The organism is Enterobacter sp. UNJFSC 003 (assembly GCF_036903355.1).
Lineage (GTDB): Bacteria > Pseudomonadota > Gammaproteobacteria > Enterobacterales > Enterobacteriaceae > Enterobacter.
In genome coordinates this window covers 185,404-207,187 of the sequence record NZ_JBAKHK010000003.1, presented here as the reverse complement: position 1 = coordinate 207,187, position 21,784 = coordinate 185,404, and the positions used below count along the sequence as shown (strand labels likewise).

General features: G+C 54.7%; 27 protein-coding genes. 9 read left to right on the top strand and 18 right to left on the bottom strand.

Annotation, left to right across the window (positions count from 1 at the left end; genetic code table 11):
• Positions 1-3 precede the first annotated feature (3 nt).
• Entirely contained in the window at positions 4-279 is a 276-nt protein-coding gene (locus tag V5P19_RS11165; RefSeq protein ID WP_334403500.1) for an ogr/Delta-like zinc finger family protein, read from the top strand.
• A gap of 28 nt (positions 280-307) precedes the next feature.
• On the opposite strand, the gene V5P19_RS11160 is transcribed toward V5P19_RS11165, so the two are convergent.
• From V5P19_RS11160 to V5P19_RS11130, 7 genes are all read right to left on the bottom strand, one after another.
• A complete protein-coding gene (locus tag V5P19_RS11160) occupies positions 308-505 on the bottom strand; it encodes a hypothetical protein (RefSeq protein WP_334403184.1) in 198 nt (65 codons plus the stop codon).
• Between the two features lie 97 nt (positions 506-602).
• Positions 603-3,206, bottom strand: coding sequence for a replication endonuclease (locus V5P19_RS11155; RefSeq protein WP_334403182.1), 2,604 nt, complete (start codon positions 3,204-3,206; stop codon positions 603-605).
• Complete coding sequence (locus V5P19_RS11150) at positions 3,199-3,585, bottom strand: hypothetical protein (RefSeq protein WP_334403179.1); 387 nt, start codon at positions 3,583-3,585, stop codon at positions 3,199-3,201. Before V5P19_RS11150 ends, V5P19_RS11155 begins: the two co-directional genes overlap by 8 nt.
• Positions 3,585-4,514 carry a Dam family site-specific DNA-(adenine-N6)-methyltransferase gene (locus V5P19_RS11145; RefSeq protein ID WP_334403177.1) on the bottom strand — a complete coding sequence of 310 codons (930 nt, stop codon included), beginning with the start codon at positions 4,512-4,514 and terminating at the stop codon, positions 3,585-3,587. The genes V5P19_RS11150 and V5P19_RS11145 overlap by 1 nt, the downstream gene beginning before the upstream one ends.
• A gap of 69 nt (positions 4,515-4,583) precedes the next feature.
• On the bottom strand, positions 4,584-4,967 hold the full coding sequence (locus tag V5P19_RS11140) for a hypothetical protein (protein ID WP_334403175.1): 384 nt from the start codon (positions 4,965-4,967) through the stop codon (positions 4,584-4,586).
• Between the two features lie 22 nt (positions 4,968-4,989).
• A complete protein-coding gene (locus tag V5P19_RS11135; protein ID WP_059452853.1) occupies positions 4,990-5,214 on the bottom strand; it encodes a phage filamentation protein Fil family protein in 225 nt (74 codons plus the stop codon).
• A 17-nt stretch (positions 5,215-5,231) separates the two neighbouring features.
• Positions 5,232-5,735, bottom strand: a complete 504-nt coding sequence (locus tag V5P19_RS11130; RefSeq protein ID WP_334403169.1) for a hypothetical protein — start codon at positions 5,733-5,735, stop codon at positions 5,232-5,234.
• Positions 5,736-5,824: 89 nt separating this feature from the next.
• Here V5P19_RS11130 and V5P19_RS11125 point away from each other — a divergent pair, with 89 nt between their 5' ends.
• From V5P19_RS11125 to cueR, 3 genes are all read left to right on the top strand, one after another.
• Positions 5,825-6,124 carry a helix-turn-helix transcriptional regulator gene (locus V5P19_RS11125; RefSeq protein ID WP_334403167.1) on the top strand — a complete coding sequence of 100 codons (300 nt, stop codon included), beginning with the start codon at positions 5,825-5,827 and terminating at the stop codon, positions 6,122-6,124.
• Positions 6,125-6,229: 105 nt separating this feature from the next.
• Complete coding sequence (locus tag V5P19_RS11120) at positions 6,230-7,252, top strand: tyrosine-type recombinase/integrase (RefSeq protein WP_334403165.1); 1,023 nt, start codon at positions 6,230-6,232, stop codon at positions 7,250-7,252.
• An 86-nt stretch (positions 7,253-7,338) separates the two neighbouring features.
• The gene (cueR, locus tag V5P19_RS11115) at positions 7,339-7,749 is read left to right on the top strand and encodes a Cu(I)-responsive transcriptional regulator (RefSeq protein ID WP_334403164.1); all 411 of its coding nucleotides are present in this window, start codon (positions 7,339-7,341) and stop codon (positions 7,747-7,749) included.
• Here the strand turns inward: cueR and V5P19_RS11110 are convergent.
• From V5P19_RS11110 to V5P19_RS11100, 3 genes are read right to left on the bottom strand one after another with little or no spacing between them, the layout of a single operon-like run.
• Complete coding sequence (locus V5P19_RS11110; protein ID WP_334403161.1) at positions 7,746-8,198, bottom strand: NfeD family protein; 453 nt, start codon at positions 8,196-8,198, stop codon at positions 7,746-7,748. The two genes, cueR and V5P19_RS11110, sit on opposite strands and share 4 nt — an antisense overlap.
• Positions 8,195-9,109 (bottom strand): SPFH domain-containing protein, encoded by a 915-nt coding sequence (locus V5P19_RS11105; protein ID WP_334403159.1) that lies wholly within the window; start codon positions 9,107-9,109, stop codon positions 8,195-8,197. The genes V5P19_RS11110 and V5P19_RS11105 overlap by 4 nt, the downstream gene beginning before the upstream one ends.
• Positions 9,110-9,153: 44 nt before the next feature.
• Positions 9,154-9,996 (bottom strand): hypothetical protein, encoded by an 843-nt coding sequence (locus V5P19_RS11100; protein WP_334403156.1) that lies wholly within the window; start codon positions 9,994-9,996, stop codon positions 9,154-9,156.
• Between the two features lie 143 nt (positions 9,997-10,139).
• Here V5P19_RS11100 and fetA point away from each other — a divergent pair, with 143 nt between their 5' ends.
• Both fetA and fetB read left to right on the top strand, forming a co-directional pair.
• Positions 10,140-10,811 carry an iron ABC transporter ATP-binding protein FetA gene (gene fetA / locus V5P19_RS11095; protein ID WP_334403154.1) on the top strand — a complete coding sequence of 224 codons (672 nt, stop codon included), beginning with the start codon at positions 10,140-10,142 and terminating at the stop codon, positions 10,809-10,811.
• Complete coding sequence (gene fetB, locus V5P19_RS11090; RefSeq protein WP_334403151.1) at positions 10,804-11,586, top strand: iron export ABC transporter permease subunit FetB; 783 nt, start codon at positions 10,804-10,806, stop codon at positions 11,584-11,586. The genes fetA and fetB overlap by 8 nt, the downstream gene beginning before the upstream one ends.
• A 48-nt stretch (positions 11,587-11,634) precedes the next feature.
• Here fetB and V5P19_RS11085 read toward each other — a convergent pair whose 3' ends face one another.
• The 3 genes from V5P19_RS11085 to tesA are packed head-to-tail and all read right to left on the bottom strand — an operon-like array spanning position 11,635 to position 13,970.
• The gene (locus tag V5P19_RS11085) at positions 11,635-12,489 is read right to left on the bottom strand and encodes a co-chaperone YbbN (RefSeq protein ID WP_334403148.1); all 855 of its coding nucleotides are present in this window, start codon (positions 12,487-12,489) and stop codon (positions 11,635-11,637) included.
• A gap of 58 nt (positions 12,490-12,547) precedes the next feature.
• Positions 12,548-13,318: an SDR family oxidoreductase gene (locus tag V5P19_RS11080; RefSeq protein WP_334403146.1), complete on the bottom strand. Its 771-nt coding sequence runs from the start codon at positions 13,316-13,318 to the stop codon at positions 12,548-12,550.
• A 28-nt stretch (positions 13,319-13,346) separates the two neighbouring features.
• The gene (gene tesA / locus V5P19_RS11075) at positions 13,347-13,970 is read right to left on the bottom strand and encodes a multifunctional acyl-CoA thioesterase I/protease I/lysophospholipase L1 (protein WP_334403143.1); all 624 of its coding nucleotides are present in this window, start codon (positions 13,968-13,970) and stop codon (positions 13,347-13,349) included.
• On the opposite strand from tesA, the gene ybbA reads away from it, so the two are divergent.
• The 3 genes from ybbA to V5P19_RS11060 all read left to right on the top strand — a co-directional run bounded on the left by ybbA (position 13,941) and on the right by V5P19_RS11060 (position 18,366).
• Positions 13,941-14,627, top strand: a complete 687-nt coding sequence (ybbA, locus tag V5P19_RS11070) for a putative ABC transporter ATP-binding protein YbbA (protein ID WP_334403140.1) — start codon at positions 13,941-13,943, stop codon at positions 14,625-14,627. The genes tesA and ybbA overlap by 30 nt on opposite strands.
• Entirely contained in the window at positions 14,624-17,038 is a 2,415-nt protein-coding gene (gene ybbP, locus V5P19_RS11065; protein WP_334403138.1) for a putative ABC transporter permease subunit YbbP, read from the top strand. Before ybbA ends, ybbP begins: the two co-directional genes overlap by 4 nt.
• 182 nt (positions 17,039-17,220) lie before the next feature.
• Positions 17,221-18,366, top strand: coding sequence for a porin (locus tag V5P19_RS11060; RefSeq protein WP_334403136.1), 1,146 nt, complete (start codon positions 17,221-17,223; stop codon positions 18,364-18,366).
• Between the two features lie 53 nt (positions 18,367-18,419).
• Here the strand turns inward: V5P19_RS11060 and mnmH are convergent, their stop codons facing one another.
• The 5 genes from mnmH to V5P19_RS11035 all read right to left on the bottom strand — a co-directional run bounded on the left by mnmH (position 18,420) and on the right by V5P19_RS11035 (position 21,784).
• Positions 18,420-19,490 carry a tRNA 2-selenouridine(34) synthase MnmH gene (gene mnmH, locus V5P19_RS11055; RefSeq protein WP_334403134.1) on the bottom strand — a complete coding sequence of 357 codons (1,071 nt, stop codon included), beginning with the start codon at positions 19,488-19,490 and terminating at the stop codon, positions 18,420-18,422.
• An 84-nt stretch (positions 19,491-19,574) separates the two neighbouring features.
• Positions 19,575-20,642 carry a 5-(carboxyamino)imidazole ribonucleotide synthase gene (purK, locus tag V5P19_RS11050; RefSeq protein ID WP_334403132.1) on the bottom strand — a complete coding sequence of 356 codons (1,068 nt, stop codon included), beginning with the start codon at positions 20,640-20,642 and terminating at the stop codon, positions 19,575-19,577.
• Positions 20,639-21,148, bottom strand: a complete 510-nt coding sequence (purE, locus tag V5P19_RS11045) for a 5-(carboxyamino)imidazole ribonucleotide mutase (RefSeq protein WP_334403130.1) — start codon at positions 21,146-21,148, stop codon at positions 20,639-20,641. Before purE ends, purK begins: the two co-directional genes overlap by 4 nt.
• 173 nt (positions 21,149-21,321) lie before the next feature.
• A complete protein-coding gene (locus tag V5P19_RS11040; RefSeq protein ID WP_334403128.1) occupies positions 21,322-21,507 on the bottom strand; it encodes a hypothetical protein in 186 nt (61 codons plus the stop codon).
• A gap of 67 nt (positions 21,508-21,574) precedes the next feature.
• Positions 21,575-21,784 carry a YdgH/BhsA/McbA-like domain containing protein gene (locus tag V5P19_RS11035; protein ID WP_334403126.1) on the bottom strand — a complete coding sequence of 70 codons (210 nt, stop codon included), beginning with the start codon at positions 21,782-21,784 and terminating at the stop codon, positions 21,575-21,577.

Below are 21,784 nucleotides of genomic sequence, written 5' to 3'. Positions count from 1 at the left end.
GGGATGGTGAACATGCGAGTTTTTAAAATTAAATGCCCTGAATGCGGCCAACCGGCCATCATTCGTAAATCTGACTGGAAAGATAAAAAACTGGCGGATTTATACTGCGCTTGCACCGAAGTTGAATGCGGTCATACGTTTGTGTTTAACGCCTCGTTTTCTCACACTCTCAGCCCCAGCGGGCTGACAGGTAACAAGCTGGTCAAATTCCTGATTGACCGGCTCAAGCCCGAAGAACGTCAGTTCGCACTGGACCTGCTCAACGGCCAGACCGCATAAAAGAAGCCCGCATCAAAGCGGGCTTTTTTTATTTGCTATTGCCATTAATCACCACCCTGAACCTAAGACCCAGCATTGACGGCTTTCCAACACCAACACCTCCCTTACACCAGACATCTATTACTTTTTCTGCGACGACCTTAATTGACGATTTTTCCCAGCGCCAGCCAGTAACAACACCCGCGACCGTGTTTCTGCTGTTATTCACACGAATTTTCACTTTCACTTTACCCCTCCTTTAAAAAGACGCGGACTCTTTGCCGCCCGCACCCGCAGAATCACGCCGACCACAGCAACCAGTTGCAGCGGCCAGCGTGATTTACTTAGTCTTTTGATTGCTGAACCTCAGCAGCGGCCAGCATCTTTTTGTATTCACCAACTGGATCGAACCGCAACCGTGTTACATCAACGCCGTGGTTATCCCTTAGCCGTTCCCACAATTTGTTTACCGTGCTGGACTCGTCATATTGCTGACGCGTGATTAACTCGCCGTCTGAACTGGCGCGATAAAACACTCCGTTAATTTCCAGTCGGCTGCCTTTCAGCAGCGAAATTGCCTGCGCTTCAGAAATATCCAGCGCATGAAGGGCGGCATCAGCCAGCAATTTGCTAACCGCTGGCGCAAGAGCGGCCCGTCTGGCGCTTTCCTCAGCCGATTTTGAGTTGATTTTCTCCACTGCGGCCCGCCAGGCGACATCCAGTTCACTGCCTGGGTCATACGGTGAATCTGTTTTAACCCGTCTGACTGGCGTTTCCCGTAACCGGCGAACCAGCTTGCGCCGCGTGGCCGCATCCATATTTTCAAAATCGACCATTTCTTCCTCTGAATCGTCTGTCACATCCTCCACGTCAGGCGCAAAATCGGCGATTTTTTCGTCTTCCGTAGAGTTATTGACAGAACTCCAAGCGTCGCCGGGTGGCGACGGCAAAACGTCAACCCCCAAACCGGGGCCGGTTTTGGCTTCGGTGACGGGTTTAGATTTAGCTCGAATTGTCCACTTAACCAGACGTGTGCAAATGCGGGAGTCTTCCCCCAAGCGCGGCGACCAGACGCCGAAGACCTTGTCGGAGATCTCACAGTAAGCATTCATTTCTTCGGCGGGCTGATAGGCCAGGCGGACGACATAATCTTCACGCGGGATCAGGACACCGCCCTGGCGCAAAATGTATGTGGCGAAACAACCCACATCGGCAGCGGCGCAGACCGCATCCATTTCGGGATCGGCCAGCATTGCCGCGCCACGTTTGAAGGTATTTGCAATTTTGCGCTGGTTGGTTAGCTGGTTGCTCAGTTTGCGCAGTTCGCGATAAACGGACACAGGCGGCTGGCCCAGCGGCTGAAACTGACGGATGCGGTGAAGCGATGCCCACGCCATTGCATATTTAGCCGTTTCATTCAGCGGCTTGCCCGTCTCGTCGTCCAGCTCACCGGCCAGCGCGTGGCCGTCGATATTTTTGGAAATATATTTCGCGATATAGGCCGTTGCTGACCCTTTACGCGGGTCCATTTTTTTGGACTTGAAGCGAGCGCCGGTATTGCGGCCCAGTTCGGCGCGGTCTTCTTTGGTGAAGTATTCGCGCAATATTGCGACCGTGGCTTTTACTTCCGCCTGCGGCATGAATAACAGGGCGTGCCAGTGTGGCGTCCCGTCGTGGTGTGGCTCTGCGACACGGAAGCCATAGGGACGTAAATCTTCACGCTTCAGTTTGGCGTTTGCGCGGTTCCAGACGCGGCATAAATACCGCTGTGCCTGGGCAACGGTGGTGTGATTCCACTTGCCGTTATGGTGACCGGATTCGACATTGCTGTGATATTTGGACGGACAAGTGATGGTCAGGAAGATGCCCACATCGCCGCGCTGTTGTGCGACAAGCTCTACGCCAGCCATACGCGCCATTAGCTCATGGCGGCGAATCGCCGGATTGGACGTGGACTTGTTAATCATATCTTCAAGCGATGAAACGTTGCCGTCTTCGTCGACAAGCTCATGACTCTTGAAAAATTCGCGGTTCTTCCGGCGCTGTTCCTGCCACTCAACCAGGCTTGAAGCGCTTACATAGGCGTGGGCCTTGCGATGAACTGCGCCGATTGCACGCAACTGGTTTTCGCGCCAGTCACAGCGCAGGCGCCAGATTTTGCGACCCCACCAGTCCGGCGAGCACATACGCAGAATGGCAGTAAAGATCCGCTCACGCTCCCACGGCGCCGTCCATGCTGGCGGCACAACGCGCAAGGCCAGCATTTCGCGGCCCAGGTGGCAATAAATCCAGTCCAGTTCCTCAACGCTCATGCCCTCGGCGGTCAGGCCCAAAGCAGCGCATTCGGTTTCAAGCATTTCAGCCAGACGGTTGGCAATTTCATGCGCGGCGCTTAATGCTTCCCGCTTTGTGAAATCGGCCAGGCGTTGCCAGCGTCCATGCCAGTAGGCGGCCAGTTCGCTGTTAACGCTGGTCGAAACGCCTTGCTTGCTGCGCACGACATCAAGACGCAGTAATGATTTTTTCACGGTCCCCATAAGAAAATCATTAATGTGTCGGGCTTCGCGGTTGGTGCGTAACCAGTCGATTTTTTTGCGCCAGACTTCGCGGATAAAGAACGGCTCAGATAACAAACGGGCTTCCACACCTTCCGGCGTGTTAGCCCATGCGGCTGCGGTGGCCTTTGCGGCGGCCATATCTTTTCTGACGATTTCTTGATGCACGGAAAGCGGCAAGCCGTGCGGCTCGTATTTGTCCAGCGCATGGATCAGCGCTTCACGGTTGCGGACCTCTGCCGGGTTATAACCGGCGCGTTTGATAAGCCGGTCAATATGCTTTTCGACGGCAGGGTGATGCGTAACCGCCCCGGCAAGCGGGGCGAGTTTTGCAGATTCAGAACTAAATGCCCCGATAGCGGGGCGGGGCTTGTTCCAGTAGAACTCAATCATGCGCTTTGCCCAGCAGGTCAAGGCGTGCGTAGAACTCCTTACGGCTTCGCGGCTTGCTAGTAAACGCATCCACCATAAATCTTAAATGGCGCATATTCCGAAACTTGGGGCGAACCTGTAAGCGATATTCGACTAAATCCCCATTCAGGCGGGCTAATGAAGCGTATGCATACCAGCGATTCCCGATCCACACTTCAAAAACATTGCCTTTAAATGCAAATGTAGCCACACAATCGCTAACAGATAACAATTCCCCAGCTTTCAAAATACGTTCAAGCTGGTGATCCCAGTGCGCATTGAATGGGTGGTTGTAACCAAACAGGCAAGCGCGGCAAACATGAAAGAAATAATCTTTAAATACTGACCATTTCATCCCCATCAGAGCACCTCCACACCTTTGGCTAAATCAACTCCAAACCAAACAGCGTGCGGGGAATCTTTCGGGGATTTGAGAACGCCGATTACCTCGCTGGCAGATCCCCTTGCATCTGCTTTCGCGCTCACGGAACGGTTAACGCTAATTTCCTGAAAGTTGAAACCGCGGTAGATCTCACGCGTTGCTGTGGTGTCGCTATTGGATAGGATCACTGGCGAACCGTAGACGCGATTTGCTTCCAGCAAGGTGGCAGCTAACTGGCGGTGTTGTTTCTCACCAAAGGGGGCGGTGTGATACTGGGTGAAATTGGCGGTTTCGCTTACTGGCAGGTACGGCGGATCGCAGTAGATAACGGCGTCGCTGCCAATCATGATTTTTAATGTGCTCTGGTAGTCACAACAAACGAAAATGGCTTTCGTGTCGTTGGCCTTTTCAGAGAACAAACGGATCTGTTCTTCCGGGAAGTAAGGCGGGGTTTTGTGCGTTCCAAACGGAACGTTATATCCGCCCTGGCGGTTGTAGCGCACAACGCCGTTATATCCGTGACGGTTCAGGTAAAGGAATTGCGCTGCGCGAAGAATTTTTCCCGTGTCCGGGCCGTTTTCGAAAACTTCACGCGAAGAAAGATTATCTTTGGCACGTGCGTTGAAATCATCACGGACCCACAGATAACCGTCCTTGTCACCGTACACTTTAAACAACGGACGAGCGGCGTTGATAACTGCATCCGGCCAGCGCGTTATCTGGCGGTAAAGGTTTATCAAATCGGGATTAATATCACCCAGGATATAGCGGCGATATTCAGTATTGAGGAAAACAGAAGCACCGCCGACGAACGGCTCAACTAGGCAATCCGCCTTAGGCAGTACCGGCAGCAGATCGGGAATTACACGGCTTTTACCACCAGGCCATTTCACAAGCGAACGAATCATTTTACTTTCTCCAGGGTGCAAGAAGCCCGACGCGTTAGCGCCTGTTTCTTTTTTGTGGTCAGTTATTTGTTAATTGGTTGGTTTGTCTGGCTCTGGCGGCTTATCGCGTAGCGCCTGCATTTCAGCGCGGGGCGCGGCGTAGTCCTCAAATTCCCACGGCATTGACGCGGCGAACTCCGAAAGGCGCTTAATCCCCATCATCAGGCAGGTTTGTTCCGCTTCGGTCAGATCTGCAAAGGCTAAATTCAGGTGGCTGCGGGTCAGCTGTGGTAACCCCACTACGCGGCTGGCCGCATCATTCGCCAGGATGAAAACCACTTTTTTGCGAGTTTCATCCAGGCGATTGAAACGGGTTGCCGTATCGTTCACGCGGTTGGCATTCAAACTGGCTTGCAGTCGGGCGCGTTGTTCCAGAAAACTGCGGCGCCCTGGTTGCTGTCCTGCTTTATCCATGAACATATCCACCTCACCAGAACTAAGCGAAGATGCCCATCAGGCGGGCGAACCAGCGACGTTTATTGCGCGGGCGTGTCATGAAGGGCAAGCGGCAATGTTTAATGAACTGCACGTCCGCGGCCTTTGGCTGAAAGAAACGACCGTCCGGGGTTTCAATCCAGCCGCGGGTGTGGGCGCGGTGTGTTACCTGCTGGCTTTTGGTTAACAGGCTTGCGAAAGAAGGGCTTGTCGTCAGCGTAGTCATGATTAACCTCTTTTCCGTTAGCAGGCGCGTTGAAGTGAAAAGGAATTTCGGCGGGTGCGCTTATGAGTTTGAAGCGTTTTGCCTGTTATCTGACGATAGGTTTTGTTGTCTCGCATCAGGCGATCAATATAGTGCCTTTCCTCTGGGGTAATCAGTGCGCGGCAATGCGCAACGGCGGCCCAGTACTCTTGAAGCATGATGAAACGCTTAGGGCGTTTAGAACCCGGCATCCCTTCGCGGTGTACTGGTAATTGAGCGCGATCCATCAGGTTACGAACGCTCTTTAACGTGCGGCCCGTAAGATAAGCGAATTCAGCAGGAGTAACGAAAGTCTGCCCTTGAAGTTCTTCGGTTTGCATATCTCGAATTGATGCAGCTTGAGATTCAGTCATTTTGCACGTGCGTGCAATACGGGCATTATCCAAGGGATTCTGACGTAAATTCTGAGATCCCGGATTTAATTCGATTTCTCGCATTTCTCTCATTTGATAAACTCCATTGCTTGAGGCTTGTTGAGGCATCTTTCGCCCATTAAAGCCTTTCGTGTCATAAGTGGCGTATGCCGCTTGTGAGTGTCAATTCACGCATACAATGAGAGATCTGACATATCATGTCAATACCGCAGCATGAAAAACTACAGTTAATCCGTGACTCTGAACGACTCAAATCAAAAGAAGTAGCTGATTTGATTGGAGTAAATTACGGGACTTATAACGGTTATGAGTTGGGCAAAGCAAAAATGTCTTTAGAGGCAGCAATAAAGCTTTTCGGCCACCCACGTTTTCATAAGTATCAAGACTGGTTTATGTACGACCGCACAGACGAAAGCCGGGGCCAAATCGCACCGGCTCTCGCACACTCTGGGCATACTGCAACAACCTCGCAGCACTCAGACCAAAAGACTGGTTAACAATTTACGCATGTTATTTGTGTGATAAATGTACCGTTACAACTTGTCATACCAGTATGCAAAAGGATCACACAAAGAAACGCATTACCATTGGAGGGCTTCAATATGTCAGTTAAGAAGCTTGAAGATGGACGCTATGAAGTGGATGTAAGACCGCGCGGGCGCGATGGAAAACGCATTCGGCGGAAGTTCGACAGAAAGGCAGATGCCCACGCATTTGAACGCAGTATCATTGCCAAATTTCAGAACCATGATTATCTGAACAAACCGGCAGATAAACGAAAACTAAGCGAGTTTATTGCGCTCTGGTGGCAGTTAATCGGACGAAACAAAAACTATGCGAACCGCAGACTAAGCGCGGCTAATTGTATCTGCCTAGATATGGGTGACCCCATGCTTTACCAGCTTGATGCGCGATGCATTATTGATTATCGGGCATACCGGCTGGAGCAGGGGATCAAGGCTTCAACGATAAATCATGACCTTTTCGCTCTGAGTGGGATCTTTAAATCAATGGCGGAAATTGACGAGTTTCACGGAGAAAACCCTGTGACCTCAGTTGCTGCCTTGAAAGAACCTAAAACCGAAATGTCATACCTCACTCAAGGCGAAGTCGACCGGCTGTTGTCGCTCTGTTCCGGTGATTACTACCGGATTGCGATCTTACTGCTTGCTACCGGTGCGCGGTGGGGAGAGGCATACAATCTGAAAGCGGAAAATATTGTCGGTAACAGAGTTATGTTTACCCTGACAAAAAACGGTGAAAGGCGCGTTGTTCCGATATCGGATGATATCGCTAGGATAATTAAACATAGGGAATCAGGGCGGCTTTTCCGGGTCAGTTACAAGACATTCCGCTTGAGGATGAAAGAGGCAAAGCCTAACTTGCCAGATGGACAGGCGGCCCATGCTTTGCGGCATACGTTCGCAACGCACTTCATGATGAAGGGGGGCAACATAATTGCCTTACAGCGAATTTTGGGCCATGCGGATATTTCGCAAACGATGGTTTACGCACACTTCGCACCAGACTATTTGCTGGACGCAGTGAGCTATAATCCTCTCAGTGGAATGTCCACATTGTGTCCACACTCTGGAGGCAATGAGGGGGTTTTAAAGGCAAGTTAAGTCTTTAAAATATTGATTCGGCGCAGTACCTTACAGGGCTGCGCCTTTCAGAATCCCACCATCAAGGGGAAGGTCAAGGGGGAAATGTGAATATCAGTGATGTGGCAAAAAAAACCGGTTTAACCAGCAAAGCGATTCGCTTTTATGAAGAGAAAGGGCTGGTCACGCCGCCGCTGCGCAGCGAAAACGGATACCGCAGCTATACCCAACGGCATCTTGATGAACTGACGTTGTTGCGTCAGGCCAGACAGGTGGGTTTTAACCTGGAAGAATGTGGCGAGCTGGTTAACCTGTTTAACGATCCGAAGCGCCATAGCGCGGACGTAAAAAGGCGTACGCTGGAAAAAGTGGCCGAAATCGAACGTCACATTGTCGAGCTACAGGACATGCGTAACCAGCTGTTGGGGCTAGCGGCGTCTTGCCCGGGGGATGACAGCGCCGACTGCCCGATTATCGATAACCTTTCAGGCTGCTGCCATCGCAAGACCCATGCTTAACAGGCTTTTACGCGCAGAGTAATCCCTTCTACCGCAGTGACCTCTACCTGCGTACCGGCAGTGAGGTCATCATCGGCGACAACCGGCCACGAACTGTCGCCTACGCGCATGTGTCCGCGCCCGTTAACCAGCGCGGTGTCGAGCGTAAAGCGTTTGCCGACGATCTGTTGCCCACGCTGGTTCAGATGGGCATCAGCTGGCTTTTGCTCCTTCACTCGCCTGCTCAACCAGCGCCACCACAGCCACGCTGCCACAAGCGTCAGCACGGCAAATAAGGCGCCTTGCCACTCCCAGCCAACCGGCAGCAGCCAGACAACAAGCCCGGTAATGACGGCCGCGACCCCACTCCACAGCAGGTAACCGTTGCCGCCTAGCATCTCGGCTGCCAGCAATAAGCCGCCGAGGCTTAGCCAGAAGGCATGCGGATGTGCCACGATCAGCGCGATCATTTCTTACGCTCGTTTCCGCTGTCTTTAATGAGCTCGGCAATACCGCCAATCGCGCCCATCAGGCTGCTGGCATCCAGCGGCATCATCACCACTTTACTGTTATTCGCGGAGCCGATCTCTTTCAGCGCATCCGTGTATTTTTGGGCGACGAAGTAGTTCACGGCCTGGATGTCACCGGCGGCAATCGCCTCTGACACCATCTGCGTCGCACGGGCTTCCGCCTCGGCGGAACGTTCACGCGCTTCTGCCTGTAAGAACGCCGACTGGCGTTCACCTTCCGCTTTCAGGATCTGCGACTGTTTCTCGCCTTCTGCTTTCAGGATCTCAGCCTGTCGTACCCCTTCGGCTTCAAGGATGTAGGCGCGCTTGGTACGCTCGGCTTTCATCTGGGCGTTCATGGAGGAGATGAGTTCTGCAGGCGGACGCACGTCGCGGATCTCTATACGGGTGACTTTGATCCCCCACGGGTTCGTCGCTTCATCGACAATGTGCAGCAGGCGCGTGTTGATGCTGTCGCGCTGGGAAAGCATCTCGTCCAGCTCCATTGAGCCGAGCACGGTACGGATGTTGGTCATGGTCAGGTTGACGATAGCCAGCTCCAGGTTGCTCACCTCGTATGCGGCTTTAGGCGCGTCAATCACCTGAATAAAGCAGACGGCATCAATGGTGACGTTGGCGTTGTCTTTGGAGATGATCTCCTGAGACGGGATATCCAGCACCTGTTCCATCATATTGATCTTACGACCAATTCGATCCATGAAGGGCACAATCAGGCTCAAGCCTGGCTGTAGCGTGTTGGTGTAGCGACCAAAGCGCTCCACGGTCCACTGGTAACCCTGCGGGACAATTTTGACGCCTGCGCCCACGATAACCAGCGCAACGAAGATAAGGACCGGAACAACGATGAGCATAAAAACCTCCTGTTTTGCATGCTGTAGCGAGAAAAACTGTGTATTTATTGTTCGTAAGTATACGTAAAGTCAGTGATAAAGCCATCGCCCGCCTCGGCAATGGCTTTGGATAAGCCCTGATAGTAATTTTCCAGGCCTAGCGTCTCAATCTGCTGGATCTGCTCGCGGATGGGGGCGCAGAACAGGACTGCGTTACCGGCTTCAACGCGCTTGTTGTTTGGCGGGAGATCCCCTGCAATCGCTTTAAACCAGGTGCGGATACCCTGCTTGAGGTGGTGCGGCGCTTTTGCCAGGTTATCCATTCCCGTCAACACCTGCAGGGTAGGGAATTCATCGGCCATTACGGCGGTTTTCATTCGATCGAAAAACTGATTGAACAGTTCGAACGAGCCCAGGTCGGTCACGCGCGGTTTCGTGGTCTTCCCGTTTTTATTGCCGATTTTACCTGTCGCTGACGGAACCGCATTCACTTTTTCCAGCTCCAGCCCGAATAACAAATTACAGTGCGCACGGCGCTCTTTAAGCGGGTAGGACATCAGTACGTCAATAAACTGGGTTGCCTTCACATCAGCAAGATCGTGGTTGATTAGCCACTGCGTGCGGGAAAATTCAGCCGGAGAGACGAACCAGTCGGGCACTTCGCTAAAGCGTTTTGATTTGCCTTTGCCATCAAATTCCAGGAAGTGTGTTCCGTTGTCGAAGGCAAAATAGCAGTTTTTGAAGCTGCCGATGGTTGTGTTAACAATCAATGCCTTCTTAACAAAGTCGACCACTTCTGCACCAATGACAAAACGTGTGAGTTCCGAAGACTTGATGACTTCCATTAATGTTTCTACATCGGGAACGCCAGGCTTCAGGGAAGGGAACTCATAAAAGATATGTGCCATGCTGCATACTTCCTGTAGTTATAAGAGTGACAATTAGCGAGCAAAAAGTTTAACACTAGCGATAGATTAAGGCTATTCGCACTGGGTAAGTGAAAGGATTATGCTACAGGCACTTCTTATAAAAAGATGTTAACGGAAGCGGAATGAACAACAAAAAAAACCTTTTGCATGTCAGGGATGTCGGATTTCGTGTGGGGAAAAATACGATCCTTCAGCATGTCGACTTTTGTCTTGCACCTGGCGAATTTAAACTTATCACCGGCCCGTCGGGCTGCGGCAAAAGTACGTTACTGAAAATGGTGGCCTCGCTGTTAAGCCCGACGGAGGGACGTATTCTGTTTGAGGGGGAGGATATCGCGACGCTTTCACCGGAGAGCTATCGCCAGCAGGTCTCTTACTGCGTGCAAACGCCTTCGCTGTTCGGCGATACGGTTTACGATAACCTGATCTTCCCGTGGAAAATCCGCAACAAAACGCCGGAGCCCGAACGATTTACCGCCGATTTGACCCGCTTTGGCCTGTCGCCGGAGACGCTAACAAAGTCGATTAACGCGCTTTCTGGCGGTGAAAAACAGCGCGTTTCGCTCATCCGTAACCTGCAGTTCCTGCCGAAGGTGCTGCTGCTGGACGAGATCACCAGCGCGCTGGATGACGCCAACAAACACAATGTGAATGACATCATTCATGGCTACGCCCGTGAGCAAAATATTGCCGTGCTGTGGGTGACGCACGATTCAAACGAGATAACCCATGCGGATGACGTCATTACGCTGCATGCACAGGGGGGAAAAATGCAGGAGGCAAACCGTGGGTGAGCATAATATAACCAACACATCGCTGGCGTTTTCGATGGTGCTGGTCCTGGTGGCCATTGTGGTGAGCTACCGGGAAAAGCTGGGCTTGGAGAAAGACATTCTTTGGAGCATCTGCCGCGCGGTCATTCAGCTCATCATCGTTGGCTACGTGCTGAAGTACATTTTCAACGTTAACCACGCGGTTCTAACGCTGCTGATGGTGCTCTTTATCTGCTTCAACGCGGCGTGGAATGCGCAAAAACGCAGTAAGTATATCGATAAAGCCTTTACCTCGTCGTTTATTGCTATCACTACCGGAACCGCGCTCACGCTTGCTGTCCTGGTGCTCTCCGGTTCAATTGAGTTTACGCCTATGCAGGTTATCCCCATTTCCGGGATGATCGCCGGGAATGCCATGGTAGCCGTGGGGCTGTGTTACAACAATCTGGGGCAGCGTTTTAGCAGTGAACAGCAGCAAATTCAGGAGAAGTTAAGCCTTGGAGCAACGCCAAAAGTGGCCTCGACGCGGCTAATGCGCGAGAGCATTCGCTCGTCGTTGATCCCAACGGTGGATTCGGCGAAAACGGTGGGGTTGGTAAGTTTACCGGGAATGATGTCAGGGCTGATTTTTGCGGGGATCGATCCGGTGAAAGCGATTAAGTATCAGATCATGGTGACCTTTATGCTGCTTTCAACGGCGAGCCTGTCGACCATCATTGCCTGCTACTTAACGTATCGGAAATTCTACAACGCGCGACATCAACTGGTGGTGACGCAGCTAAAAAAAGCGGAATAAGCCGTTTTTGATGGCCCGGTAAGCGCAAGCGCCACCGGGCTTTTTGCATCAGTACAACAGCGCGTAAAGCTGACGGCGGTACTTCGACGCCAGCGCGTCGCCGGTACCCAGCGCGGCCAGGATCTCCTGGAACATCTTACGCGCCTGACCGTCCGCAGCGGCCAGATCGGTTTTCAGGTGGCTGAACAGCAGTTCCAGCGCCTCTTCGTTACGCCCGACCTGATGCAGCTGCAGTGCCAGCTGGCTTGCCAGCGCAGCATCGGCCGGATTATCGGCAACCTGCTGCTGAAGCTGCTGAATTTCAGGGGTGTCCGCCGCCTGCTTGAGCAGATCAATCTGCGCCACCAGACCCTGATAGCGGGTGTCCTGATCCTGCATAGGGATGGTTTTCAGCACGGCTTCGGCGTCTTCTGAACGGTGCAGGGCAATCTGCGTTTCCGCCAGCAGCAGGCCAATCTGGCTACCCTGGTTCGACAGCTGCCATGCGTCTTTCAGCAACGGCAGCGCCTCGTCGTATTTCCCTTCCTGCATTAGCGCCACGGCTTCTTGCGCTTTGAGTTCTTCTTCACGCGGAAGGACTTTATCCAGCAGGGCACGGATCGCCTCTTCCGGCTGCGGCCCCTGGAAACCATCAACAGGCTGACCGTTATGGAACAGATAGACCGTTGGGATCGCGCGCAGACCAAACTGTGATGCCACCATTGGCTCGGCATCACAGTCCAGTTTGGCAAGAATAAACTGGCCGTTGTACTGCGCGGCAAGACGCTCCAGCACGGGCGTCAGTTCAAGGCAATGTTGGCTGCGCTCGGACCAGAAGTAGAACAGCACTGGCTTCGCCATTGACTGTTCAAGGGTCTGTTGCAGGTTAGCTTCAGTAATATTGACGATATTCTGTACGGACATGCGGCATTCTCTTTAATCTGTTTGATGATTACATGGGGGTGAGCGGCGAGGCTTCAACTCAACCCTGTAAAATTTTGTCCATTATCCGGCCCGGCAGCAGGCGTTTTAACCAGCCAACGGCATGGGTTACCAGCGTCACCGGATAGCGTATTTTGGGATTATCACTCTCAAAAGCATGGCGCACTTTGGCGACAACCGCTTCCGGCCCCAGCGTAAAACGTGCGGCAATACCGGGGTTTTCGACCGGCTTATCGGCCTGCGTCTGGTTAACATTATCGGTAAAACGGGTGCGGATCGGGCCGGGCTCAATCAGGCTGACCTTGATGCCGCTGTGGCGCAGCTCCATGCGCAGCGCGTCGGACCAGGCCTCCAGCGCATATTTGCTGGCAGCATAGGCTCCACGGCCTGGAGTAGAAATCAGCCCCATCACGGAAGAGGTCATCACTATGCGACCTTCACCGTGCGGCAGCATGGCAGGGAGCAGGCGCACGGTCAGCTGATGAACGCCAAAGAAGTTGGCAGAAAACTGCTGTTCCAGCTGCTGACGTGAGAGGGTCTCCAGCGGGCCGTAAACGCCGTAGCCGGCATTATTAAACAGGCCGTACAGACGGTTGCCGGTAAGCGCAATCACCTCGTCGGCGGCGCGCTCCACGCTTTCCGGTGAGTCCAGATCCAGTAACACACCGGTCAGTCCCATGCTGCTCATGCGTTCGACATCGTCGGGTTTGCGACAGGCTGCCAGAACCCAAAATCCCTGGCGTTTTAATTCGAGCGCGCTTTCCAGACCAATTCCGCTGGAACATCCTGTAATTAAGACCGATTTTTGCATAACTTTACCTGTCAGGATCTCCTCTTAATCAGGAGTCATGGTTAACTAAAGGAGCCAGCCGCGTTGCCATCCAGTCGGCAATAAACGGCTGTGCATCACGATTGGGGTGTATACCGTCGTCCTGCATCCACTGGGGTTTGAGATAGACCTCTTCCATGAAAAATGGCAGCAGCGGAATATCAAACTCTTTGGCAAGCTTAGGGTAAATCGCGCTAAAGGCCTCATTATACCGACGGCCGTAGTTAGCAGGCAGGTGAATTTGCATCAGCAGCGGTTGTGCGTTGGCTGCCTTAATCTCCTGCAAAATGGTGCGCAAGGTTTGTTCCGTTTGCTGAGGCTGAAAGCCGCGCAAACCATCGTTACCGCCCAGCTCCACCAGTACCCAGCGCGGCTGATGCTGTTTGAGTAAGGCCGGCAGGCGCGACAGCCCCTGCTGCGAGGTATCGCCGCTGATGCTGCCGTTGATGACCGGCGTTTTTGCCTGCCATTTGTCGTTGAGCAACGCGGGCCAGGCCGCGTTGGCCGCCATACGATAGCCTGCGCTCAGGCTGTCACCCAGAACCAGAATTGTGTCCGCTGCCGCCGCGCGGAAAGTCATCAGAATCAAAAACAGGAAGGGCAAATGCCAGCGGAAAACATTGTTGAAGTTCATCGTCTTAAGAAGTCCGTCGGTCAGGGGGAACACGAGCTTTCCATCCTCACCGGAGTTGAACTCGTTGTCAAACGTGCCGAAACCATCGCGCTGATTGGTGAATCCGGTTCCGGTAAGTCCACGCTGCTGGCCATTTTAGCCGGGCTGGACGACGGCAGCAGCGGAGAGGTCAGCCTGGTCGGTCAGCCGCTCCATCAGCTTGACGAAGAGGCGCGGGCCGCGCTGCGTGCCCGGCATATCGGCTTTGTATTTCAATCCTTTATGCTCATTCCTACCCTCAACGCGTTGGAAAATGTCGAGCTGCCGGGGCTTCTGCGGGGAGAGAACACTCGCGAAAGCCGCGATCATGCGAAAGCGTTGCTGGAACAGCTGGGGCTGGGCAAACGACTCGACCATCTTCCGGCTCAGCTGTCCGGCGGCGAACAGCAGCGTGTCGCGCTGGCTCGCGCGTTCAATGGCCGCCCGGAAGTGCTCTTTGCCGATGAGCCGACCGGCAACCTTGACCGTAAAACCGGGGACAAAATTGCCGATCTGCTGTTTTCACTCAATCGCGAGCATGGCACCACGCTGATCCTGGTCACTCACGATCCGCAGCTTGCCGCCCGCTGCGATCGTCGTCTGCGGCTGAACAACGGTATTCTTCAGGAGGACGCATGATTGCCCGCTGGTTCTGGCGCGAGTGGCGCTCGCCCTCGCTGCTGATTGTCTGGCTGGCGCTGAGCCTCGCGGTGGCCTGCGTGCTGGCGCTAGGGAGCGTCAGCGATCGCATGGAAAAAGGCTTAAGTCAGCAAAGCCGGGAATTTATGGCGGGTGACAGGGCGCTGCAAAGCTCGCGCGCGGTTCCGCAAGGCTGGATTGACGAAGCGCGCAAGCAGGGGCTTCAGGTCGGTGAGCAGATAAGCTTTCAGACCATGACGTTCGCTGGCGACACGCCGCAGCTCGCCAGCGTGAAAGCCGTGGATGATATCTACCCCCTGTACGGCGAACTGCAGACGAACCCGCCGGGATTAAAGCCCGCCTCCGGCACGGTGCTGCTGGCCCCGCGACTGATGGCGCTGCTGAACCTGAAAACGGGCGACAGCATTGATGTCGGCGACGCCACGCTAAAGATTGCCGGCGAGGTGGTGCAGGAACCTGACTCTGGCTTTAACCCCTTCCAGCTTGCGCCGCGGTTACTGATGAACACCGCGGACGTGGCGAAAACCAACGCCGTGCAGCCGGGGAGCCGCGTGACCTGGCGCTACAAGTTTGGCGGTACGGCTGCCCAGCTTGACGCCTATGAAAAATGGCTTCTGCCGCAGTTGAAACCCGAACACCGCTGGTATGGGCTGGAGCAGGATGAGGGTGCGCTCGGCAAATCGCTTGAGCGGTCTCAGCAGTTCCTGCTGCTTTCTGCGCTGTTAACGTTGCTGCTGGCCGTGGCGGCAGTCGCCGTGGCGATGGGGCATTACTGCCGGAGCCGTTACGATCTGGTGGCGATCCTCAAAACCCTCGGCGCGGGGAGGGTGCAACTGCGTAATCTGATTGTCGGTCAGTGGCTAATGGTGCTGGCGCTGTCGGCCATGACGGGCGGAGCAATGGGGCTGCTGTTTGAAACGCTGCTGATGGTGCTGCTCAAACCGGTGCTGCCTGCCGAACTGCCGCCTGCCAGCTTCTGGCCGTGGCTGTGGGCGATAGGCGCAATGACGGTGATATCGCTGCTGGTGGGGTTACGTCCGTATCGTCTGTTGCTGGCAACGCAGCCGCTGCGCGTGCTGCGCCGCGATGTGGTGGCTAACGTCTGGCCGCTGAAATTTTACCTGCCGGTCATTGTTGCGGTGACCGTTGGTCTGCTGGCCTGGCTGATGGGCGGCAGCACGTTGCTGTGGGCCGTGCTGGCGGGGGCGGTCGTTCTGGCGATGCTGTGCGGCGTGCTGGGCTGGCTGTTGCTCAACATTCTGAGAAAGATAACGGTTAAATCGCTGCCCGTCCGGCTGGCGGTCAATCGCTTACTCCATCAGCCGTGGTCAACGCTGAGCCAGCTTTCCGCATTTTCGCTGTCATTTATGCTGCTGGCGCTTCTGCTGGTGCTGCGCGGGGATCTGCTGGACCGCTGGCAGAAGCAGCTTCCGCCAGAAAGCCCCAACTACTTCTTGATCAATATTGCTCCAGAGCAGGTGACGCCGCTGAAGGGCTTCCTCTCCGAGCACCAGATTGTGCCAGAGTCATTCTACCCCATCGTGCGGGCGCGTCTGACCCAGATCAACGGTCAGTCAACGGAGGGCAATAAAGACGAATCGCTGAACCGCGAACTGAACCTGACATGGCAGGAAAAACGCCCCGATCATAATCCGATTACCGCCGGAACCTGGCCGCCGAAAGCGGGAGAGGTGTCGATGGAAGAGGGGCTGGCGAAGCGCCTGAACGTCGGATTAGGAGACAGCGTCACCTTTACCGGTGATACCCAGGACTTCAGCGCTAAAGTGACCAGCCTGCGAAAAGTGGACTGGGAAAGCCTGCGGCCAAACTTCTTCTTTATCTTCCCGGCTGGGGCGCTGGACGGGCAGCCGCAGAGCTGGCTCACCAGCTTCCGCTGGGAAAACGGCAACGGGATGTTGACCCAGCTTAACCGGGAGTTTCCGACGGTCAGCCTGCTGGATATCGGCGCGATCCTGAAGCAGGTCGGGCAGGTGCTGGAGCAGGTGAGTCGAGCTCTGGAGGTGATGGTCGTGCTGGTCACGCTCTGTGGCGTTCTGCTGCTGCTGGCTCAGGTGCAGGTCGGTATGCGTCAGCGTCATCAGGAGCTGGTGGTCTACCGCACGCTGGGCGCAAGCAAGCGTCTGCTGCGCGCCACGCTCTGGAGTGAATTTGCCCTGCTGGGGCTGGTGGCCGGCCTGGTAGCCGCGATAGGGGCCGAGACCGCGCTGGCGGTACTGCAGACCAAGGTCTTCGACTTCCCGTGGGAGCCGGACTGGCGACTGTGGTTCACGCTGCCGATTTGCGGCGCGATTCTGCTCTCCCTTTGCGGAGGCTGGCTCGGTACGCGGCTGTTGAAGGGGAAAGCGTTGTTCCGCCAGTTCATGAGTTAGTTTACATTCGTGATGATTACGCACCGGTTTATCTGCTGGTGCATCATCACGTAGTAGCACAAATCGATAATACCCACTCTTTTAGTAGCACAAAACATTAAAAACCCGCCACCACAGCCAGATTATTTCCAGTTAATATTCTCCTGCTAAATATTTAGCAGCGTGTCTATCAAGGAAAAAGAATGACTATAAAAAAAACAGCGCTGGCGGCAACGATCGGCGCAGCAGTGGCATTGATGTCTTTCGCAACGCAAGCGGAAATTACTGTTCTGAAACAAGATCCTCAGGCGGGCGATCCGCTAAGCCGTCTTAATTTCACCGTTGGCGGCAGCATTCGTCCTCAGTTCAACATGATGACGGGCGATGGCGATAAAGGTTCTTACAAGCGTAACGGCTTCGACGGCGGCACCCGCTTCCGTTTCGCCGCGGATTACTACCTGTTTGATGACATTAGCTGGATAAGCTACTACGAGCTGGGTGTGAACATTCCTGCGCTGTTCGACTGGGATAACCACTACGCAGAAGGGGCGAACAACACGTCCCGCCGTATGCTTTACACCGGTCTGAAGAGCGACACTTGGGGTACGCTGACCTTCGGTCAACAGAATAGCGTTTACTACGATGTGGTTGGCGCGAAAACTGATATCTGGGACTACGACATGATTGGTCAGGCACCGGGTAACGGTATTAACGGTGACTACGACGGTTCTTATCGTTCACGCAAGATGCTGAAATATAAGAAAACCGTAGGCGATGCAGATATCTATGTCTCTTACCTGTTTGAGGATGGTGAATACCTGCCGGGCAACGGTCTGCGCTACAAGCGTAAAGGCGGCGGCTCGCTGGGCGTGGATTATCACCTGACCGACGACCTGTCCTGGGGGACCGCGTGGAACTACACCCGCGCAGAAATGCGTAACCCGGGCAACGGCGATAACAAAACCTACGACCAGAACATCCTCGGTACGGCGCTGAGCTGGACGCCGGATAACTGGACCTTCTCAGCTGGCGGCGGCTGGTATCAGAACTTCATGACCACCAAAAAAGTCTCCGTTAACGACTACTTTGCCGGTGATGCGTGGGGTATTGAATACTTCGCAGGGTACAAATTCCCGGTTGATCAGTATGCGGTTAAATCTATCCAGCCTTACTTCATGGGCGACCGCATCCAGTACGTGAATGGCCGCAACTACCAGCGCATCGATAACGGCGTGGGTATCAGCTTCCAGTTGGATTATGGTTTCCGCGTGGATTACGAACACGTGTTCACCTCCAGCACCGACGATCTGGGCGATATGAACCTGGTGCGTCTGCGTTACGATTTCTAATCCTTACCCTGTCCCCTCTTCCTGAAAGGGAAAGGGGACAGTCCCGCCGGCTGTTAGCGAGTGAGCCAGCCTGCGGTTTCTTCAAAGGTTCCGCGAAACACAATCTTCTCCGCTTTTTTCTCCAGCTGATAGCCATACATCGGGTCGTAATAGTCCTTCAGCAGGGGGGCGAGCCAGCTAAAGTGCGCGTCGGTGCTGCCGGAACGCTGCTGCTCCAGAAGTGCGCTGTCTAATAACGCGGTAAATTCAGCATAGCGCTGTAACCCCAGACGGCGGCGAATCGCGAACAGGCCGTGATGCAGATACTCGCTGTACTCTTTCCAGCCCGCGTCTTCGCCATAGGCGGCAGAAAAATCCGCCCACATATGGTCAAAATACTCTTCGCGCAGCCGCTCAAGGCGAACATCAAACGGATCTTCCACGACGGCGATCGGGGCCTGCACCATGCGATCGCGCAGGCACTCCGGCAGGTGGTTCGATCCGATCATCCGGCCTTCATCTTCCAGCACCCAGCGCGCGGCGTCTTTTTTTAATAGCGCAACGGCAAGCTGGTTTTCGAAACTCGCCTGCGAAAGCTGCGGGGTGAGCGTCCGCCCGAACGAAGAACCGCGATGGTGCGCCAGCCCTTCCAGATCCACGCCCTGCGCGTGCTGTTTCACCAGCAACGTTTTACCGCTCCCGGTGCAGCCGCCAATCAACACCATCGGTTTTTGTACCTGCGCTGCGGTAGCCTGAATGGCGGCCTGACGCAGCATTTTATAGCCGCCTTTTATCAGCGGGTAATCTACGCCGGCCTCTTTCAGCCAGGCCTGCGCAATATGCGAACGCTGGCCGCCGCGCGCGCAGCAGAGATAGCCACCGGGGTGGGCGAGGCTTGCTTCGCGCCAGGCATTGATGCGCGCGTCACGGATGTCGCCCTTGACCAGACTATGACCAAGCGCAAGTGCGGCATCCGGCCCATGGCGTTTATAGCAGGTGCCTACGGCGGCGCGTTCGTCATCGTTCATTAAAGGCAGGTTGATTGCCGCAGGCATCGCACCCTGTGCAAATTCGATCGGCGCGCGAACGTCGATTAAAGGGGTATCTGACGCGAGGATCGCGCGATAATCCGTTCCATCGTTCATGATTATTCCAGAAGAAAACTGAGCAGCAATGGGCGGGGATTTTACGCCGGGGAAGGGGAAGGTCAACTCCCCGGCGTAGATGTGTTACTTGAGCTTTGACTGCGCCCAGACAATGCCGCTCGCATATTCAGGCGGCAGCAGAGGGGTGATTGCTTCGAGCGTGGCGCTCAGACGGTCCGTGTCGGTATCGTTCAGGTTCAGGTGACCCACCTTACGACCGGGGCGCACCTCTTTGTCGTACCAGTGCAGATGCACCAGCGGCAGCTTCAGCCAGTCGTAGTTCAGCTCGGTCCCGATCAGATTGAGCATCACCGATGGGCTGTTCACTACCGGTTGCGGTAACGGCAGTTCGGTAATGGCGCGCAGATGCAGCTCAAACTGGCTGATGGACGCACCGTTTTGCGTCCAGTGGCCGCTGTTGTGCACGCGCGGCGCCAGCTCGTTAATCAGCAGACCGGCAGGCGTAACGAAGCATTCCATCGCCATTACGCCAACATAGCCCAGTTCATGCATGATGGCGGAAAGCATCTCTTCGGCTTGCGCCTGCTGTTCGAAGTTGGCCTGTGGAAACGCCACGCTGGTGCGCAGAATACCGTCCTGATGGAGGTTATGCGTCAGGGGATAAAACACGGTATGGCCGTCATGACCGCGTGCGCCAACCAGCGAGACTTCGCCGCTAAAGTTGATGCCCTGCTCAACAATGCACTCGCCGTAGCAGTCGTCCGGTAGCTCAGCGGTGTCGTGCGCGCGCAGACGCCACTGTCCGCGGCCATCGTAACCGCCGACGCGACGCTTCACAATCGCCAGCTCGCCCAGCATGGCGAAGACGTCATCCCATTCACTTTTATCGGACAACAGCTGCCACGGGGCCGTAGCCAGACCGAGTTTGTCAAACAGCTGCTTTTGCGTGAGACGGTCAGCGATGATCGGGAACACATCGCGGTTAACGAAGGCGTTATGACGCGCCAGCTCGCGGGTCAACGCGGTTTCCGGCCAGCGTTCGATCTCGGCTGTAATGACGCTCTGATGGAACGGTACGGCTTCCGGCTCGGCATCCAGCCCAACGGGCCAGACGGAAATACCCAGCGGTTCACCGGCCTGGCGCAGCATACGGCCTAGCTGACCGTTGCCGAGGACGCAAACCTGCTTCATGCCGCACCCCGCGGATCCGGGTTGTCCAGCACCTCGTCGGTCTGCGCTTTACGCCATTCTGCCAGGCGCTGATGGAGTGCTTTATCGTGGGTCGCCAGAATTTGCGCGGCAAGCAGAGCGGCGTTTGCTGCGCCCGCTTTGCCAATGGCCAGCGTGCCGACAGGAATACCGCGCGGCATTTGAACAATGGAGTAAAGGCTGTCGACACCGCTTAACGCCGCGCTTTGCACGGGAACACCCAGTACCGGTACCAGCGTTTTAGCGGCAATCATGCCTGGCAGATGTGCTGCACCGCCCGCACCGGCAATGATCACCTCGTAACCGTTCTCTTCAGCGCTTTCGGCGAAGCTAAACAGTTTGTCGGGCGTTCTGTGCGCGGAGACCACTTCAACGTGGTGCGGAACATTCAGGATTTCAAAAATTTCGGCGGCGAACTGCAGGGTAGCCCAGTCGCTTTTGGACCCCATCACGATGGCGACACGCGCCGGATTATTGCGGGAAGACATGCGTCTTAAAACTCCTGTGGTGCGAAACACACTGCTTTTGAGGGCACAGAGAATAGCATGTTATACGGGCAAGGAAAACGGTTGCGCGGTTAAAAGATGAGCTGTTGTTGGCCCGGGGAGAGAACAAAACAGACCGCCATTGGCGGTCTGTTCAGGGTTATGCCGACGTCTTTTTACAGAAGATTTCCGGCGGTCAGGTTCTCTTCGTCGAATGCGTGGCTGACATCAATATGATTCTGCACGCCGGTGTCGATATTTGAGCCTGCTTCAGGGAGGGAGAAGCGATTCTCCGCCGCCATCGCGCCAGTGGACAGGACAGCTGCCAGGAGCAGGGTGCTCACGATGCTGATTGTTTTCATTCTCTTTCCTTCCTCATCGTATTGTCGCTGTCGCTTGTACGTACTGGCGGCACGGCAATCAGGGGGCTTATTTAGTCAGTTCTGCAGTCATATGAACGCGGTTTTTGAACTGCGCGCTGGTGATTTTATAGGACGCACCCTGGTCAGCAGCCTGAGCAGCAATTTTTGCTTCGGCGCGGTCAAGGGTTGAAGCAGTAGCGCTGACGCTCTGCGCGAAAGAACCGAAAGAGATCAGAGAGAGTGCGGCAACTGCAACGAAAGTTTTGATAGATTTCAT

Coding starts and splice junctions, on each gene's coding strand:
- V5P19_RS11110 (WP_334403161.1), bottom strand. CDS start 8,198: ATGATCGCGCTGATCGTGGCACATCCGCATGCCTTCTGGCTAAGCCTC.
- V5P19_RS11150 (WP_334403179.1), bottom strand. CDS start 3,585: ATGGGGATGAAATGGTCAGTATTTAAAGATTATTTCTTTCATGTTTGC.
- purE (WP_334403130.1), bottom strand. CDS start 21,148: ATGTCTTCCCGCAATAATCCGGCGCGTGTCGCCATCGTGATGGGGTCC.
- V5P19_RS11120 (WP_334403165.1), top strand. CDS start 6,230: ATGTCAGTTAAGAAGCTTGAAGATGGACGCTATGAAGTGGATGTAAGA.
- V5P19_RS11155 (WP_334403182.1), bottom strand. CDS start 3,206: ATGATTGAGTTCTACTGGAACAAGCCCCGCCCCGCTATCGGGGCATTT.
- V5P19_RS11100 (WP_334403156.1), bottom strand. CDS start 9,996: ATGGCACATATCTTTTATGAGTTCCCTTCCCTGAAGCCTGGCGTTCCC.
- V5P19_RS11080 (WP_334403146.1), bottom strand. CDS start 13,318: ATGCAAAAATCGGTCTTAATTACAGGATGTTCCAGCGGAATTGGTCTG.
- ybbP (WP_334403138.1), top strand. CDS start 14,624: ATGATTGCCCGCTGGTTCTGGCGCGAGTGGCGCTCGCCCTCGCTGCTG.
- V5P19_RS11105 (WP_334403159.1), bottom strand. CDS start 9,109: ATGCTCATCGTTGTTCCGGTCCTTATCTTCGTTGCGCTGGTTATCGTG.
- tesA (WP_334403143.1), bottom strand. CDS start 13,970: ATGAACTTCAACAATGTTTTCCGCTGGCATTTGCCCTTCCTGTTTTTG.
- V5P19_RS11145 (WP_334403177.1), bottom strand. CDS start 4,514: ATGATTCGTTCGCTTGTGAAATGGCCTGGTGGTAAAAGCCGTGTAATT.
- V5P19_RS11140 (WP_334403175.1), bottom strand. CDS start 4,967: ATGGATAAAGCAGGACAGCAACCAGGGCGCCGCAGTTTTCTGGAACAA.
- V5P19_RS11135 (WP_059452853.1), bottom strand. CDS start 5,214: ATGACTACGCTGACGACAAGCCCTTCTTTCGCAAGCCTGTTAACCAAA.
- V5P19_RS11060 (WP_334403136.1), top strand. CDS start 17,221: ATGACTATAAAAAAAACAGCGCTGGCGGCAACGATCGGCGCAGCAGTG.
- V5P19_RS11040 (WP_334403128.1), bottom strand. CDS start 21,507: ATGAAAACAATCAGCATCGTGAGCACCCTGCTCCTGGCAGCTGTCCTG.
- fetA (WP_334403154.1), top strand. CDS start 10,140: ATGAACAACAAAAAAAACCTTTTGCATGTCAGGGATGTCGGATTTCGT.
- ybbA (WP_334403140.1), top strand. CDS start 13,941: ATGCCAGCGGAAAACATTGTTGAAGTTCATCGTCTTAAGAAGTCCGTC.
- V5P19_RS11085 (WP_334403148.1), bottom strand. CDS start 12,489: ATGTCCGTACAGAATATCGTCAATATTACTGAAGCTAACCTGCAACAG.
- V5P19_RS11130 (WP_334403169.1), bottom strand. CDS start 5,735: ATGCCTCAACAAGCCTCAAGCAATGGAGTTTATCAAATGAGAGAAATG.
- mnmH (WP_334403134.1), bottom strand. CDS start 19,490: ATGAACGATGGAACGGATTATCGCGCGATCCTCGCGTCAGATACCCCT.
- V5P19_RS11035 (WP_334403126.1), bottom strand. CDS start 21,784: ATGAAATCTATCAAAACTTTCGTTGCAGTTGCCGCACTCTCTCTGATC.
- purK (WP_334403132.1), bottom strand. CDS start 20,642: ATGAAGCAGGTTTGCGTCCTCGGCAACGGTCAGCTAGGCCGTATGCTG.
- V5P19_RS11125 (WP_334403167.1), top strand. CDS start 5,825: ATGTCAATACCGCAGCATGAAAAACTACAGTTAATCCGTGACTCTGAA.
- V5P19_RS11165 (WP_334403500.1), top strand. CDS start 4: ATGGTGAACATGCGAGTTTTTAAAATTAAATGCCCTGAATGCGGCCAA.